We start from the raw sequence: 16,044 nt of genomic DNA, 5'->3' as shown, positions 1-16,044 counted from the left end.
ACGGAGACACTGCGGCTTTCCCCTTCTCCCCTGGGGGAGAAGGTGCCCGAAGGGCGGATGAGGGGGCCACACGGCAGAACCTCGGCGATTACGCCATCGATCAGCCCTCCAACACTTGACCTTTCGCCTCCCGCCCCTTAACCGCCAAGCGGAAAACGGAAAGGATCGGGCATGAAGGTTCTGTTGATCGGTTCGGGTGGCCGCGAGCACGCTCTCGCCTGGAAGCTGGCGCAGTCGCCGCTGCTGACGGAATTCTATGCCGCGCCCGGCAATCCCGGTATCGCCGAGCATGCGACGCTCGCTGCCGTCAACACCGAAGACCAGGATGCCGTCGTCGCCTTCTGCCGCGAAAAGGCGATCGATTTCGTCGTCGTCGGTCCCGAAGCGCCGCTCGTCGCCGGTCTCTCCGATACGCTCCGCGCTGCCGGTTTCAAGGTCTTCGGTCCGTCCGCCGCTGCCGCCCAGCTCGAGGGCTCCAAGGGTTTCACCAAGGATATCTGCGCCCGCTACGACATCCCGACCGGCGCCTATCAGCGCTTCAACAATGCCCCGAAGGCCAAGGCCTATATCCGCGAGCAGGGCGCCCCGATCGTCGTCAAAGCCGATGGCCTGGCAGCCGGTAAGGGCGTCACCGTGGCGATGACCGTCGATGAGGCGCTCGCCGCCGTCGACGACTGTTTCGAAGGCGCATTCGGCGCTGCCGGTGCCGAAGTCGTGGTCGAGGCCTATCTCGATGGCGAGGAAGCAAGCTTCTTCTGCCTGTCGGATGGCAAGCATGCGCTGGCGCTTGCCACCGCTCAGGATCACAAGCGCGTCGGCGAGGGTGATACCGGCGTCAATACTGGCGGCATGGGCGCCTATTCCCCGGCCCCGGTCATGACGTCGGAAATGGTCGAGCGCACGATGAAGGAAATCATCGAGCCGACGATGCGCGGCATGGCCGAGAGCGGCTATCCGTTCCAGGGCGTGTTCTTCGCCGGTCTGATGATCACCGCCAAGGGCCCCGAGCTCATCGAATACAATGTCCGCTTCGGCGATCCGGAATGCCAGGTGCTGATGATGCGCCTGAAGAGCGATCTGCTGCCGCTGCTGCTCGCCTGCGCCGACGGCACGCTCGATCAGGTCTCCGCCGAATGGAGCGATGATCCGGCTCTCACCGTCGTCATGGCCTCCAAGGGCTATCCGGGCGCCTACGACAAGAACACGCCGATCGGCTCGCTGCCGGCGGCAGGCGAGGGGGCAAAGGTCTTCCACGCCGGTACGGCGTTGAAAGACGGCCAGCTGGTCGCCACTGGCGGCCGCGTGCTGAACGTCACGGCGACGGGCGAAAGCGTCAGCGATGCCAAACGCCATGCCTATGCGCTGCTCGATCAGGTCGAGTGGGACAACGGTTTCTGCCGCCGCGATATCGGCTGGCGCGCGGTCGAGCGCGAAAAGGCGTAGGGCTGGCCCGAAATCGGGTCAGTTCGCTAAATTTTTACCCTTTCCCCTGACCGGATGGAAATAAAGACGCGCTATTCTCCTGTTCATAGTCAGACGGAGTAGCGTTCATGCGTCAGTTCATCCTCGGTGCGGCAATCGCCCTTATCGCCGGCTCGGCCATGGCATCGTCCATCGATGTCGTGCGTCCTTCCGCGCCGGAAGGCAATGGCAGCATCCTCAAGGAAACCTGCACCAGCTGCCCGCCGCTCGCCGTCTCCGAGCGCAAGAAGGATTACACCGTCCCGACGCTGGCGCCGGGCGCGCTGCAGGCGAGCGAACTGCGCGATATCGACGGCCAGAAGAAGCTCTACCGCACCGAAGGCTGGATGGGCGGCTCGCCCGTCGTCTTCGTCACCAAGGCGACGCCTGATGTCGTCCAGGCCTTCAACAAGACCGGAACGCCCGCAGATGGCATCGACCCGACTTCCACCACCTCGGTGATCGGCCTCGACGCCAAGCCGGCGATGGCAGGCATGGCGGCTCCGGCGGAACAAATCGCGCCGTTAGACATTTCTGATTTCAAGCTGCGTGATTGAGCAGCCACAAGTTCCCTGCCCCTGATCCGGTCAAGGTTTGATCGCTGGGGTCCGCTTAGCGCGGATTGAATGCGCTCCTGAGAGAAGCAGGGGCGCATTCTTTATTTTGATTGAATGATAAATTACTCATGCAACGCATGCGCTTATGCGAAAAAACGGGACTCATAATTGACCGTTCCCGGCCCCGATATCGTTAATTCATCGTTTAACCATTGACCATAATTCTAGCCACCGGAGGACCGGAGCGAGCATGATTGCGCTTGCTGAAAGTGCGTGGTGACACGCGCAAAGGACGGGAGTTTACCCGATCCGGTGTTTTTGCGAATTCACCACTTTCACGAGACAATTATGAAAAAGCTCAAGATTGCCCACCAGCTTTTCGCTCTTGTCGGTGTGCTCATGGCGGCCTTCGCCGTTGCCACCTATTTTCAGATCCGCACCACGTCTCAGTCGATCTATGACGACCGCTTCGATCTGCTGCGCACGCAGGTCGAAAGCGCCATTTCGGTGCTCAATACCTATTACGAGCGCGAACAGTCCGGCGAGATGACGCATGAGGCCGCCCAGGCCGAAGCCTTCAAGGTTCTCTCCAAGGTCAAGTTCGAGCCGGCCGGTTATGTCTTCGGCTTCGATTACGACGTCGTCCAGCGCTTCCATCCGAGCCCGGTCAATATCGGCAAGGACATGAGCGGCCAGGTCGATAAGCGCGGCACCCATTTCAGCCAGGAAATGGTCGACAAGGGCAAGGCAGGCGGCGGCCAGACGATCTACTTCTGGAACAAGCCTGGCCAGCCCGACAGCGACGTCTTCCTCAAGGGCGCCTATTCCAAGGCCTTCGCCCCCTGGCAGCTCGTCGTCGGTTGCGGTGTGTATTTCGATGACCTGCAGGCGCAGATCAACGCAACGATGTGGAAGGCCCTGATTGCCTGCGGCATCGTCTTCCTCGCCGGCATCGGCGCTGCCTTCTACTTCATCCGCGGCATTTCCAGCCCGCTCAAGGATGTGCATCAGGCTCTCGAAGCCGTTGCCGACGAGCGCGTCGATGCCGCGATCCCGCATACCGGTCTCAACAACGAAGTCGGCATGATGGCCCGCGCCACTCGCTCGCTGCAGGAGAAGGTGCGCGAACGCCACGCCATGTCGGAGCGCGAAGCCGCCCAGCAGATGGCGCTCGACAATGAGCGTGAAGCCAACCAGCGCGGTCAGCGCGACGAGGCCATGGCCCAGACGCGCGTCGTCACCACCATCGGCCAGGCGCTCGAACTGATCGCCCGCGGCGACCTGACGGTCCGCTGTGGCGATATTGGCCAGAAATACGCTGCACTCCGCGACAATTTCAACGACGCCCTGCAGCATCTCGAAGCTGCGATGGCCAAGGTCAGCGCCAAGGGTGGCGACATCGGTGTCGCCAAGGAAGAAATCCGCCGCGCCTCGAACGAACTGTCGCAGCGCACCGAGCGCCAGGCCGCAAGCCTGGAAGAAACCTCGGCCGCTCTCGACGAGCTCACCGTCGCCGTCCGCCAGACCGCGGAAGGTGCGCACGAAGCCAGCCAGCGCGTTCGCGAAGTCAGCACCGAAGCCTCGCGCAGCGATGCAGTCGTCACCGAAGCGATCACCGCGATGAGCGGCATCGAGAAGTCCTCGGAAGAGATCAGCAAGATCATCGGCGTCATCGACGAGATCGCCTTCCAGACCAACCTGCTCGCTCTGAACGCAGGTGTCGAAGCAGCGCGTGCCGGTGAATCCGGCAAGGGCTTTGCTGTTGTCGCCCAGGAAGTCCGCGAACTGGCCCAGCGCTCGGCCGCTGCCGCCAAGGAAATCAAGGATCAGATCGCCCGTTCCTCCAGCCAGGTCGACCACGGCGTCCGTCTGGTCGGTGAAGCAGGCGAAGCCCTGAAGCGCATCTCGGATCAGATCAAGTCGGCCAACGAAATCGTTGCCAAGATCGCCCACAGCGCGTCTGAACAGGACTCGACGCTGCGCTCGATCTCGTCCTCGATCAACCAGCTCGATGCGGCAACCCAGCAGAATGCGGCGATGGCGGAAGAAACCACCGCTTCGGCCGAAACGCTGGCTGCCGATACCGACGAGCTGCTCGGCCTGATCCGCGGCTTCCGCATCGGCAATGCTGCCCATGCCGCCCCGGTAGCGGCACGCCGCGCGGCCTGATTTCAGGTCGCCGAAGCATCCGAAATCCGCTGACCTGATATCACCGGGCATTTGCCCGGTGAATCGAGTTAAGCTCATGATTTATAATGATTTTTCTGCGAACGCCTACTGATTTTTAAGGATTTTTTAGCCGTTCGCATGCCATTGTCCACCTGCCGGCCGCTGCATGTTCTTGAGCAGCGGTTTAAGCGGTCGTCCAGACCTGCTGACACAGGCGGTATCACACCGCGCCGGAGTCCTTTTCGTCCTTTCCGCTGCGGGGCATTATGAAAAAATTGCAGATTTCAAAACAACTGATTTTGCTGGTTACCGGCCTGATGCTCGCCTTTGCGATCGCCACCACGCTGCAGGTCCGGTCCTCGGTCAACGCGATCTATAAGGAGCGCTACGACATGCTCCGTTCGGAGGTCCAGTCGGCTGTCTCCGTTCTCAAGCAGTACCAGGCGAAGGTCGATTCCGGTGAGCTGAAGCTGGAAGACGCCCAGAAACAGGCCTACACCACGCTGAACGCCATGAAATACGATCCGGATGGCTATTTCTTCGGCTATAGCTACGACATCCAGATGATGTTCCACTACGACGCCTCGAAGGTCGGCCAGTTCAACAAGGGCCAGCCGGACAGCAAGGGCAAGCTTTACCGCGAAGAACTCGTCAAGCTCGGCCAGCAGGGCGGCGGCCTCGTCGAATATTACTCGACCGCCAAGCCCGGCCAGCCGGCCGGCGATTTCCGCAAGACCGCCTATGCGCTCGCCTTCGACCCCTGGAAGGTCGTGGTTGTAACAGGCGTCTATATGGACGATCTCGACGCCCAGATCCGCGGCAAGGTCTTTGAGGCCCTGACTGCCAGCCTCATCCTCTTCGTTCTCGCGGTCATCGCTGCCTATGTCGTCATCCGCGGCATTTCCGGCCCGCTCAAGGACGTGCACAAGACGCTGCAGGCCGTTGCCGATGAGAATGTCTCGGTTGTCATTCCGCATACCGGCATGAACAACGAGATCGGCATGATGGCCAAGGCCACCCAGTCGCTGCAGGAAAAGATCCGCGAGCGTCATGCGATGGCTGAGCGCGAAGCGGTTCAGGCCCTGGCGCTGGAAACCGAGCGCGAGACCAACCTGCGCGGTCAGCAGGACGAAGCCTCGGCCCAGGCCCGCGTCGTCTCCACGATCGGCGAAGCCCTCGAGCAGATCGCTCGCGGCGACCTGACGGTTCGTTGCGCCGATATCGGCCAGAAATACGCTGCACTCCGCCACAACTTCAACGATGCTCTCCAGCATCTCGAAGCGGCGATGGCCAAGGTCAGCGCCAAGGGCGGTGACATCGGTGTCGCCAAGGAAGAAATCCGCCGCGCCTCGAACGAACTGTCGCAGCGTACCGAGCGCCAGGCCGCCAGCCTGGAAGAAACCTCGGCCGCTCTCGACGAGCTCACCGTCGCCGTCCGCCAGACCGCGGAAGGTGCACACGAGGCCAGCCAGCGCGTTCGCGAAGTCAGCACCGAAGCCTCGCGCAGCGATGCAGTCGTCACCGAAGCGATCACCGCGATGAGCGGCATCGAGAAGTCCTCCGAAGAGATCAGCAAGATCATCGGCGTCATCGACGAGATCGCCTTCCAGACCAACCTGCTCGCTCTGAACGCAGGTGTCGAAGCAGCGCGTGCCGGTGAATCCGGCAAGGGCTTCGCTGTCGTCGCTCAGGAAGTCCGCGAACTAGCCCAGCGCTCTGCCGCTGCCGCCAAGGAAATCAAGGACCAGATCGCCCGTTCCTCCAGCCAGGTCGACCAGGGTGTCCGTCTGGTCGGTGAAGCAGGCGAAGCCCTGAAGCGCATTTCCAACCAGATCAAGTCGGCCAATGAAATCGTCGCCAAGATCGCCCACAGCGCCTCCGAGCAGGACACCACGCTGCGCTCGATCTCGTCCTCGATGAACCAGCTCGATGCGGCAACCCAGCAGAACGCGGCGATGGCGGAAGAAACCACCGCTTCGGCCGAAACGCTGGCTGCCGATACCGACGAACTGCTCGGCCTCATCCGCGGGTTCCGCATCGGCAATGCTGCCCATGCCGCACCGGCCGTCCAGCACCGCCGCGCAGCCTGAGTTTTTATTACAGACATTTTCATCAAGACCAGCATTAGCGGCCGCCGGAGCAATCCGGCGGCCGTGTCATTTTGGAGAAGCGTCCGCAACCGGCAGTGCCGCAATCGTCTCGCGAAACCAGCGCTGTGCAGGATGGGCGTCGTTGCGCCGGTGCCAGGACATGACGAAAGGCACGGGCGCCAGCTCGACCGGCGGCTCCAGCAGCTGCAATTCGCTCTCCCGCCCGGATGCCTTCACGACACCCGCCATCAGCGTCGCGATCATGTCGGACTGCGCAACGAGGAGAGGGGCCGCATACATATGCGGCAGCGTCAGCGCCAGCCGGCGCTTCAGGCCCTGTTTCGCAAGCGCCGCATCGACATGCCCGAACCGGTCGTTCTCCGGCGAAACCAGCAGATGCCCGAGCGTCAGGAACGTATCGAGATCGAGTGTCTCTTCGGCTGCCGGATGTCCCTTGCGCAGGATGCAGACGAAGCGCTCCTCGAACAGCGGCTGGCTGAGGATCCGCCCCGCCGATGCCGGGGGCACGCCGATCGTCACATCCGCCGCACCTGAATCGAGCATGTCGACGGCATCGTCGCGGGCGCTGAAATTGCGGACCTGCAGCGTAATACCGGGCGCGATCTCCTGCAGCCGCCGGACGAGCTGCGGCAACAGCACGAAGGCCGGGTGATCGGAGAGCCCGAGCGTGAAGGTGAGGCGGGCCGTCGCGGGTTCGAAGCTCTGCGTGAAGGACAGCGTCCTCTGGATTTCCGTGAGCGCCTGCTGCAGCGGCCCCGCCAGATCCACCGCCCGCGGTGTCGGCTGCAGCCCGTCCACGCCGCGCACGAAGAGTTCGTCCTGAAATAGCGCCCTCAGACGCGAGAGCGCGGCGCTCATCGCCGGCTGCGTCCGGCCGATGCGGATGCCTGCCTTGGTGACGCTGCGCTCCTGCATCAGCGCGTCGAAGGCGACGAGCAGGTTGAGATCGATGCCGTGCAAATCCATGACGTGGATGAATGCATATATCGACTATCGATTTCAAGTATGCGGAGCACAGCCGTAACGTCTGGTCATCAACCGGTCCAACCAAGGAGACGACCATGCCATTCGCCAATTTCAAGGTTCCGCAGGGAACGATGAGCGCCGAGCAGAAGGAAGACCTCATCCACAAGACCACCGCCATCTTCGTCGGTTATTTTGGCGAAGGCGTGCGCCCCTACACGATGGTCCTCGTCGACGAAGTGGCCGACGGCGGCTATGGCCGCGCCGACGAAACGCTCACAATCGCCAAGATGCAGAAGGAGCGGTGACAGCAGCAGGCTGGCGGTTTTCGCCGCCAGCCGCTTTCGTCAGATCCACAGATCGCTCTTTGCCGTCCGCTCGCCGCCTTCCTCGCCGGTGTTCAGCGTGCCGCGCGGCTCGATCAGCAGCATCTTCACCTCGGATGCGGCATAGGGCTTATGCTTGATGCCCTTCGGCACGACATACATTTCGCCCGGCCCGATCGAGACGGCGCCGTCAGGCAGATCGATCCGCAGCACGCCCTCGAGCACCAGGAATGCCTCATCGGTCGTCGGATGATCGTGCCAGATGAAATCGCCCTCGATGCGGACGATCTTGAACTGGTAGTCGTTCAGCTCCGCGATCACTCGCGGCTGCCACTGGTCGCTGAATTTCGAGAGTTTTTCGGCGAAATTGATAGCGCTATATGTCTTGGTCTCGGCCATTTTGATCTCCATCTTGCCGGGCAGTGGTAGATCAGGGCGGTGGCGCGGTCTTGAACGTTTGTGCCGGCGCCTACTGCGCCCAGTCGAAGCTCATCGTCTGCAAATCCAGCCAGGCATTGCCGCCGCCGAAGTTGAATCCCCCCAGATATTCCTCGAACTCGATATAGTAGGGGCTGATATCGGGGATGTTCTGCGCCGGGCGCATCGAGCCGCCGATATGGTCAGGAAGGTGATCGGCCGCCCAGGCGTGCTCGCGGTAGTTCTCTTCCTCCACCTCGTCGCCCTCCCAGTAATAGAAGGCCTGGTATCCCGTCTCGGCCGCTGCCCATTCATCGCGCGGCGCAATGCCGGCATTCGGGTCTTCGGCGCGCGGCGTGACGTCGAGAGCGCGGTTATAGAAGAGATCGGCATGATCGGTGTCGCCGAGCATCTGCAGCAGGCCGTAATTCTCGGTCTGATCGTCGAGATAGACGGCGGCGGCGCCGCGCGCCAGCCATTCGGGGCGACGGATGCGGTCGCGATACTTGTTCGGCCTCAGCCGCGGCGGCTGGCAGAACGGCGCGTTGAACTCCGCTGCGGTGAGCAGGATCACCGCATGCGAGCGCCCGAGAAAATCGGCGATCCGGTAAAGCCGCGGATGGCTCAGCCGCTCGCTCATCCAGAAGGGATAGAGATCGCTGTCGCTGGGTTCGCTCGCATCGGCATCGGCAACCAGCGCCGCGATCTCGCCGACCCGCCCTTCGTCTTCGTCATGGGCGCTGCCGAAGAAGGAGAGGGCGACGATATCGGGCCCGAAGCCGCGATATTCCGCAGGCAACAGCAGCGTGAAACCATGCTGCAGCGGATAGCCGGTATTGGCATCGAGCGGCCACTGTTCCTCGACAATGCCAGGCGGCAGGCCGAAACACCAGCCACCGCCACGCGGCCCTTCCTCGGAAACGGATTGCGGGAGGACTTCGATATTATAGGCCTTCACCCGTCTCTCCCAACGTCATCCTCGGGCTTGTCCCGAGGATCTGCAGTTTCATGATACGGTTCGGCCGGTAGATCCTCGGGACAAGCCCGAGGATGACGGCAGAATGTGGATCACCCGGCGATCTTCGAGAAGTCGGCAACCGTACCGGTCGCTTCGCGGATCAGCCGCAGCAGCGCCAGGCGGTTGGCGCGGATCGCGGCGTCTTCGTCGTTGACCAGCACGTCCTCGAAGAAGCGGTCGACGGGCGCCCGCAGCTTCGACAGCGCAGCCATCGCCGAGCGGAAATCCTCGTTGACGATCGCAGCCGAAGCCTCGGCGGAGGCGTGGGCGACAGCCGCAAACAGCTCCCTCTCGGCTTCGAGCTTCAAGAGCGGTTCGGAAACACCGTCGGCAACCACGGTGCCCTTCTTCTCTTCCGCGGCGAGCAGCTGCGTGGCGCGCTTGGTGCCGGCGAGCAGGTTCTTGCCGTCCTCGGAGGTGATGAAGGCCGTCAGCGCCTCGACGCGGCGGGCGATCATCAGGAGATCGTCCGTCTCCGGCGTCAACACGGCGTCGATCAGGTCGTAGCGGGCGCCCTGATCGCGCAGATAGACCTTGAGGCGGTCGTGGAAGAACGACAGCAGGTCGAGCTGGCGGGAGAGGTCCACGCCTTGCTCCGCCTTCGGCACTCCAGCCTTATCGGCGATGTCGTCATCGATCCGGCCCATATGGCTGACGATCCGCGGCAAGAGCGTCAGGCGAACGTTGCGCTCCAGAATGATGCGGATGACGCCGAGCGCGGCGCGGCGCAGCGCAAACGGGTCCTTGGAGCCGGTGGGCTTTTCATCGACGGCCCAGAAACCGATCAGCGTGTCGAGCTTGTCGGCCAGTGCGACGCTGATGGCGATCTTGTCGTCAGGCACCCGGTCGGATGGACCCTGCGGCTTGTAGTGGTCCTCGATCGCCGTCGAAACGGCGGCATCTTCGCCCTGCAGTGCCGCGTATTTGCGGCCCATGACGCCCTGCAGTTCCGGGAATTCGCCGACGGCTTCGGTGCGCAGATCCGCCTTGGCGAGCACGACGGCCCGGTCGACCAGCTTGTGGTCGGCGCTAAGCGGGAAGGCGATCTTCGCGGCCATGGCCCGCATGCGCTGCACCCGCTCGCCCTGCGTGCCAAGCTTTGCCTGGAAGGTCACGTTCAGCGCATCGAGCTTCGCCATGCGCTGGTCGAGCGGTTTCTTGAGATCGAGATCGAACGCCTTTGCCGAAGCTTCCAGCGTTTCGAGGTCCGGCAGGTTGCCCTGGTCGCGCTTCCAGAAATGCAGCGCGTCGGAAAGGCGGGCGCGCACGACCTTGCCGTTGCCGTGGATGATTTCCTTGCCGCCATCGGTCGCCTGGATGTTCGAAACCAGGATGAACTTGTTCGAAAGCGTCTCCTCACCCTGTTTGCGGGTGACGAAGCACTTCTGGTTGGTCTTGATCGTCAGGCGGATGATCTCGGAGGGGATCGACAGATAGTCTTCCTCGAAGGCGCCCATCAGCACCTGCGGCCATTCGACGAGGCCGGAGACCTCTTCGAGCAGGCCTTCGTCCTCGACCAGCTCAAGGCCACTGGCAAAAGCCAGATTGGCGGCGTCGGAGGCGATGATCTCCTTGCGGCGCTCGGCATCAAGAATGACCTTGGCCTTCTCCAGATTGGCCGCATAGTCGTCGAAACGCTTGACGGTGATGGCCTCAGGCGCATGGAAGCGGTGGCCGGAGGTCACGTTCGACGCGACGATGCCTTCGATCTCGAAGGGGATGACGGTCGTTTCTTCATGTTCGGTGCCGAATGTGCAGACGATCGACTGCAGCGGGCGCACCCAGCGCAGCGAGCCGGGCTTGGCGGAGGCCTTGCCCCAGCGCATCGGCTTCGGCCACGGGAAATCGCGAATGATGCCGGGCATCACGCCCGCAATGATCTCTTCCGCCGCGCGGCCGGCGCGCGAAATGACGGCAATGTAGAAATCACCCTTCTTCGGATCGCTCTGAACCTGCGCCTCGGAAATGGAGGAAAGCCCGGCGCTGCGCAGAAAGCCTTCGATCGCCTTCTCGTTGGCGTCGGTGCGCGGGCCCTTCTTCTCCTCGCGCACATCGGCGGAGCGCGCCGTCAGGCCGCGGATATCGAGCGTCAGGCGCCGCGGCGTCCAATATTCGCGCGCACCTTCATAGGAAAGACCGGCTTCGACAAGCGCATCGGTAACGAGCTTCTTCAGGTCGCCGGCAGCCTTGCGCTGCAGACGGGCCGGAATTTCCTCGGAGCGGAGTTCTAGAAGCAGATCAGGCATGTCACTTTTCCTTGCGTCACCGGGTTCGGGACGGTCCAAAACGGTCGCCTCTGCTACCAAAGAATGCCGCATCTGCACAACCGCAAAAACGCCGCGCGGTGGGGCATTTCGCTACGTTGTGCCGTGAATGCCCCCCTCTGCCCTACCGGGCATCTCCCCCACAGGTGGGGAGATCGGCTGGGCGCACCCGCTCGTTCCAACCTTGATTGTTTTGGGAGATGCCAACCACGAGTCGATCTCCCTCCTTGTGGGGGAGATGCCCGGCAGGGCAGAGGGGGGTGGCCACAAGCTCAACCCCCCACCTTCCTCTGTGGAAACCGCCCTCGGGCATTGCCTTGCCGTTTTTCGCCGCTATGGTCCCGCAACTTTCGTCAACGCTCAGGACATCCCATGGCCGCAGATCTTCGCTCGCTCTCCGCAGTCATCGCCTCGGAAATCAATGCCCGGCCGGATCAGGCCAAGGCGGCGATCGAGTTGCTGGATGAGGGCGCGACCGTTCCGTTCATCGCCCGCTACCGCAAGGAAGTGACCGGCGGTCTCGATGATACGCAGCTCCGCGATCTCGCCGAACGGCTGGTCTATCTGCGCGAACTCGAAGCGCGCCGCGATACCATCGTCGAATCCATCACCTCGCAGGGCAAGATGACCGACGAGCTGATGGGCAAGCTCTCGGGCGCCGCCACCAAAGCCGAGCTCGAAGACCTCTATCTGCCCTATAAGCCGAAGCGCCGCACCCGCGCCGAGATCGCCCGCGAACGCGGCCTTGGCCCGCTCGCCGAAGCCATCCTCGCCGACCGCTCGAAGGAACCCGCAACGCTCGCCGAAGCCTATATCACCGCCGACGTCCCCGACGTGAAGACGGCGCTCGAGGGCGCCCGCGATATCGTCGCCGAAGGCATCGCCGAAAATGCCGACTTGCTCGGCAAGCTGCGCGCCCATATGCGCAGTGCTGCCCTCTTGAAGGCCAAGGTCGTCGATGGCAAGCAGGCGGCCGGCGAGAAGTTCTCCGACTATTTCGACCATTCCGAACGCTGGGCGACGGCGCCGGGCCACCGCGCGCTCGCCATGCTGCGCGGCTGGAACGAGGAAGTGCTGACGCTGACGATCGAGGCCGATGCCGAGACCGCATCGCCGAACAAGCCGGTGGAGCGGATGATCGCTAGCGCCTACGAAATCGGCTCAAGCCGCCCCGGCGACCGCTGGCTGATGGATGTCGCCACCTGGACCTGGCGCGTCAAGCTCTCCATGTCGCTGTCGCTCGACCTGATGCGCGAGCTGCGTGAGCGCGCCGAGGAAGAGGCGATCCACGTCTTCGCCCGCAATCTCAAGGACTTGCTGCTGGCGGCCCCGGCCGGTTCGCGCGCCACGATGGGCCTCGATCCGGGCATCCGCACCGGCGTCAAGGTCGCCGTCGTCGATGGCACCGGCAAGGTCGTCGCCACCTCCACCGTCTATCCGTTTCAGCCGAGAAACGACGTGCGCGGCGCCCAGATCGAGCTCGCCTCGCTGATCCGCAAGCACAATGTCGAGCTGATCTCGATCGGCAACGGCACCGGCAGCCGCGAGACCGAAAAGCTGGTGGCCGACATGCTGGCCGAGCTTCCGGGCGCCAAGCCCACGAAGGTGATCGTCTCCGAAGCCGGCGCCTCCGTCTATTCGGCTTCAGCCACCGCCGCCGCCGAGTTCCCCGACCTCGACGTTTCGCTGCGCGGCGCCGTCTCCATCGCGCGCCGCCTGCAGGATCCGCTGGCCGAGCTCGTCAAGATCGAGCCGAAGTCGATCGGCGTCGGCCAGTACCAGCACGATGTTGACCAGGGCAAGCTCTCCCGCTCGCTCGATGCCGTCGTCGAAGACGCCGTCAATGCCGTCGGCGTTGATCTGAACACTGCGTCGGCGCCGCTGCTCGCCCGCGTGTCCGGCCTCAGCCGCTCGATCGCCGATTCCATCGTCGTCCACCGCGATCAGAACGGCCCCTTCGAAAGCCGCAAGGACCTGCTGAAGGTTGCCCGCCTTGGCAACCGCACCTTCGAACAGGCTGCCGGCTTCCTGCGCATCCCGAACGGTAAGGAGCCGCTCGATGCCTCCTCCGTCCATCCGGAAGCCTATGGCGTCGCCAAGAAGATCGTGGCCGCCTGCGGCCGCGACCTGCGCTCGCTGATGGGCGACAGCGTGCTGCTGAAGGGCCTCGATCCGCGCAAGTTCATCGACGAGCAGTTCGGCCTGCCGACCGTCAAGGACATCATCGCCGAACTCGACAAGCCCGGCCGCGACCCGCGCCCGAGCTTCAAGACCGCGACCTTCGCCGAAGGCATCAACGAGATCTCCGACCTGAAGCCCGGCATGACGCTGGAAGGCACCGTCACCAATGTCGCGGCCTTCGGCGCCTTCGTCGATATCGGCGTCCACCAGGACGGTCTGGTTCACGTCTCCCAGCTCGCCGACCGTTTCGTGAAGGATCCGCATGAGGTTGTCAAAGCCGGCGATGTCGTCAAGGTGCGCGTCGTCGAGGTCGATGCCAAGCGCAAGCGCATCGCTCTTTCGATGCGCAAGGACGATGCCGGCGCACCCCCGCCGCGGGGCGAGTCGCGGGCAAACAACGCGCCCCGGTCGCAAAATTCTTCGCGCTCCGCACCGCCAAAACAGGAAAGTCAGGGCGCATTCGGCGCTGCCCTGGCCGAAGCCATGAAGCGAAAATAAGCACTTAGGGTTAGCATTTGCAAAAATGTCACACTTTGGCAGCGTTGTTGCCGGAGTGCTAAACTGTGCGCTTGTCAGACGAAAGGGACGCATTAAGTTGATGTGACCGTCCTGTCACATTGCGAGGCCTTATCATGGCGTCGGGATTTCTATCGATTGTCCAGAAAATCATCCGCAAGGGTAATCTGAAGCTTACACTCGCCAATGGCGAGACACATACGATCGGGGATGGCAGCGGCGATTTCGTCGCTGTCCGCATCGCCGACGAGGAGGCGGAAAAGCTGATCCGCCGCGACCCCACCCTCAAGCTTGGCGAAATGTATATGGATGGCCGGTTCATTCTTGAACACGGCAACATCTACGACTTCCTCGCCATGGTGAAGCAGAACACCACCAACGAGATCTTCGATATCCCGATGGCGGCGCTCCTCATCGGCCGCATTGCCCTGCAGCAGCTGAAGAGCCGGCTTCCCGTCAACCACAACAAGCGCAACGTTGCCCATCACTACGATCTGTCGGAGCGCCTGTTCGAGCTCTTCCTCGATCAGGACTGGCAGTATTCCTGCGCCTATTTCGATCCGCCGGGCATCAGCCTGGAGGAAGCCCAGGTCGCCAAGAAGCGCCATATCGCCGCCAAGATGCTGCTTGAGCCGAACCAGCGCGTGCTGGAAATCGGCTCCGGCTGGGGCGGCATGGGCCTCTATATCGCCGAGGCGACGCCGGGTCTCGACCATACCGGCATCACGCTCAGCGAAGAGCAGCTGAAGATCTCGCGTGACCGGGCCGAAAAGCGCGGCCTTGCCGATCGCGTCCGTTTCGAGTTGCAGGACTACCGGACGATGAAGGCGCAGCCCTTCGACCGCATCGTCTCGGTCGGCATGTTCGAACATGTCGGCATCGGCAATTTCCCCGGCTATTTCAAGAAGGTGCACGAGCTGCTCGCCGATGACGGCGTCATGGTCCTGCATTCCATCGCCCGCCCGAAGCCGAGCTTCGCCACCAACGCCTTCATCGAGAAATATATCTTCCCGCAGGGCTATATTCCCTCGATCGGCGAAACCATCCCGGCGATCGAAAAGGCGGGGCTGCTGGTGCGCGACGTCGAGGTGCTGCCGCTGCACTATGCCTATACGCTGCGTGCCTGGCGCGAGCGCTTCGTGGCGCGCAAGGCCGAAGCGGTCGCACTCTACGACGAGCGCTTCTTCCGCATGTGGGAATTCTATCTCGCCGGTTCCGAGATCGGCTTCCGCTGGGACGAGCTCTTCATCATGCAGATCCAGATCACCAAGAACCAGTATTCGACGCCCGATAACCGCAACTACATTCCGGCGGCCGAAAACAAGCTCAAGGAATTCGAGGCGGTCCGCCCGCCGCTCGAAAAGATCACGTTCTGACCATCAGGCGCGGCTTCAAGGCCGCGCTTTCGCATATTAAGGTGCAGTCATGGCCTATCCCGAGATTACCCTTGTGCGCCACGGCGAAACCGAGTGGAGCCTTTCCGGCCGCCACACCGGCCGCAGCGACATCCCGCTGACCGCAAAAGGCGAGGAGGCCGCCCGCGGCCTCGCGTCCCGCCTTGCCGGGATCACTCCCGCCGCCGTCTGGTCGAGCCCGTCAGGGCGCGCCCGCAACACCTGCGCCCTCTCGGGTTTCGGCGCCAACGCCGTCATCAAGGACGATTTGGCCGAATGGGACTACGGCGACTACGAAGGCATCACCACCAAGGAGATCCTCCAAACCCGCCCCGGCTGGCAACTCTTCCGCGACGGCTGCCCCAACGGCGAAACCGCCGCCGCCACCGGCACCCGCGCCGACCGCATCATCACCGAACTCCGCTCCCTCGACGCCCCGGTCCTGATCTTCTCCAGCTCCCACTTCCTCCGCGTACTCGCCGCCCGCTGGCTCGGCCTGCCGCCTGAGGGCGGCGAGAAGTTCGTGCTGGACACGGCAAGTGTCAGCGTGCTCGGCTATGAGCATGACCTGACGGAGCCGGTGATCCGGCAGTGGAATGGGCGGTAGGGGTCGTTCTTTCCTTCAGGGCGTTGCGACCCTGTCCACCTAGCCAAGTTCCGCTGGCCG

At 63.0% G+C, this 16,044-nt stretch carries 12 protein-coding genes; 8 read left to right on the top strand and 4 right to left on the bottom strand.

What is annotated here, in order from left to right; all coding sequences use genetic code 11:
- The first annotated feature begins 171 nt into the window (after window positions 1-171).
- The 4 genes from purD (at window position 172) to ACODR6_RS02660 (ending at window position 6,277) form a co-directional block, all read left to right on the top strand.
- On the top strand, window positions 172-1,443 hold the full coding sequence (purD, locus tag ACODR6_RS02675) for a phosphoribosylamine--glycine ligase (protein WP_203429287.1): 1,272 nt from the start codon (window positions 172-174) through the stop codon (window positions 1,441-1,443).
- A 107-nt stretch (window positions 1,444-1,550) separates the two neighbouring features.
- Entirely contained in the window at window positions 1,551-2,018 is a 468-nt protein-coding gene (locus ACODR6_RS02670; RefSeq protein WP_112719274.1) for a plant virulence effector HPE1-like domain-containing protein, read from the top strand.
- Between the two features lie 348 nt (window positions 2,019-2,366).
- A complete protein-coding gene (locus tag ACODR6_RS02665; protein WP_489020561.1) occupies window positions 2,367-4,187 on the top strand; it encodes a methyl-accepting chemotaxis protein in 1,821 nt (606 codons plus the stop codon).
- A gap of 266 nt (window positions 4,188-4,453) precedes the next feature.
- A complete protein-coding gene (locus ACODR6_RS02660) occupies window positions 4,454-6,277 on the top strand; it encodes a methyl-accepting chemotaxis protein (RefSeq protein ID WP_489020559.1) in 1,824 nt (607 codons plus the stop codon).
- Window positions 6,278-6,343: 66 nt separating this feature from the next.
- On the opposite strand, the gene ACODR6_RS02655 is transcribed toward ACODR6_RS02660, so the two are convergent.
- Window positions 6,344-7,264 (bottom strand): LysR family transcriptional regulator, encoded by a 921-nt coding sequence (locus tag ACODR6_RS02655; RefSeq protein ID WP_489020557.1) that lies wholly within the window; start codon window positions 7,262-7,264, stop codon window positions 6,344-6,346.
- A gap of 95 nt (window positions 7,265-7,359) precedes the next feature.
- Here ACODR6_RS02655 and ACODR6_RS02650 point away from each other — a divergent pair, with 95 nt between their 5' ends.
- Window positions 7,360-7,569 carry a tautomerase family protein gene (locus ACODR6_RS02650; protein ID WP_112719292.1) on the top strand — a complete coding sequence of 70 codons (210 nt, stop codon included), beginning with the start codon at window positions 7,360-7,362 and terminating at the stop codon, window positions 7,567-7,569.
- Window positions 7,570-7,608: 39 nt separating this feature from the next.
- Here the strand turns inward: ACODR6_RS02650 and ACODR6_RS02645 are convergent, their stop codons facing one another.
- From ACODR6_RS02645 to glyS, 3 genes are all read right to left on the bottom strand, one after another.
- On the bottom strand, window positions 7,609-7,986 hold the full coding sequence (locus ACODR6_RS02645; RefSeq protein WP_413709068.1) for a cupin domain-containing protein: 378 nt from the start codon (window positions 7,984-7,986) through the stop codon (window positions 7,609-7,611).
- 70 nt (window positions 7,987-8,056) lie between these two features.
- Window positions 8,057-8,962, bottom strand: a complete 906-nt coding sequence (locus ACODR6_RS02640) for a hypothetical protein (protein WP_489020554.1) — start codon at window positions 8,960-8,962, stop codon at window positions 8,057-8,059.
- 110 nt (window positions 8,963-9,072) lie between these two features.
- A complete protein-coding gene (glyS, locus tag ACODR6_RS02635; protein ID WP_489020553.1) occupies window positions 9,073-11,268 on the bottom strand; it encodes a glycine--tRNA ligase subunit beta in 2,196 nt (731 codons plus the stop codon).
- A gap of 390 nt (window positions 11,269-11,658) precedes the next feature.
- On the opposite strand from glyS, the gene ACODR6_RS02630 reads away from it, so the two are divergent.
- The 3 genes from ACODR6_RS02630 to ACODR6_RS02620 all read left to right on the top strand — a co-directional run bounded on the left by ACODR6_RS02630 (window position 11,659) and on the right by ACODR6_RS02620 (window position 15,984).
- On the top strand, window positions 11,659-13,965 hold the full coding sequence (locus ACODR6_RS02630) for a Tex family protein (RefSeq protein WP_489020551.1): 2,307 nt from the start codon (window positions 11,659-11,661) through the stop codon (window positions 13,963-13,965).
- Window positions 13,966-14,099: 134 nt separating this feature from the next.
- Window positions 14,100-15,359 (top strand): cyclopropane fatty acid synthase, encoded by a 1,260-nt coding sequence (locus tag ACODR6_RS02625; protein WP_489020549.1) that lies wholly within the window; start codon window positions 14,100-14,102, stop codon window positions 15,357-15,359.
- A gap of 49 nt (window positions 15,360-15,408) precedes the next feature.
- Window positions 15,409-15,984 carry a histidine phosphatase family protein gene (locus ACODR6_RS02620; RefSeq protein WP_489020547.1) on the top strand — a complete coding sequence of 192 codons (576 nt, stop codon included), beginning with the start codon at window positions 15,409-15,411 and terminating at the stop codon, window positions 15,982-15,984.
- The last annotated feature ends 60 nt before the right edge of the window (window positions 15,985-16,044 follow it).

Source organism: Rhizobium sp. FG96, assembly GCF_057808655.1.
Note: the sequence above shows the minus strand (reverse complement) of the source record. Positions and strands in the feature narration are given on the sequence as shown.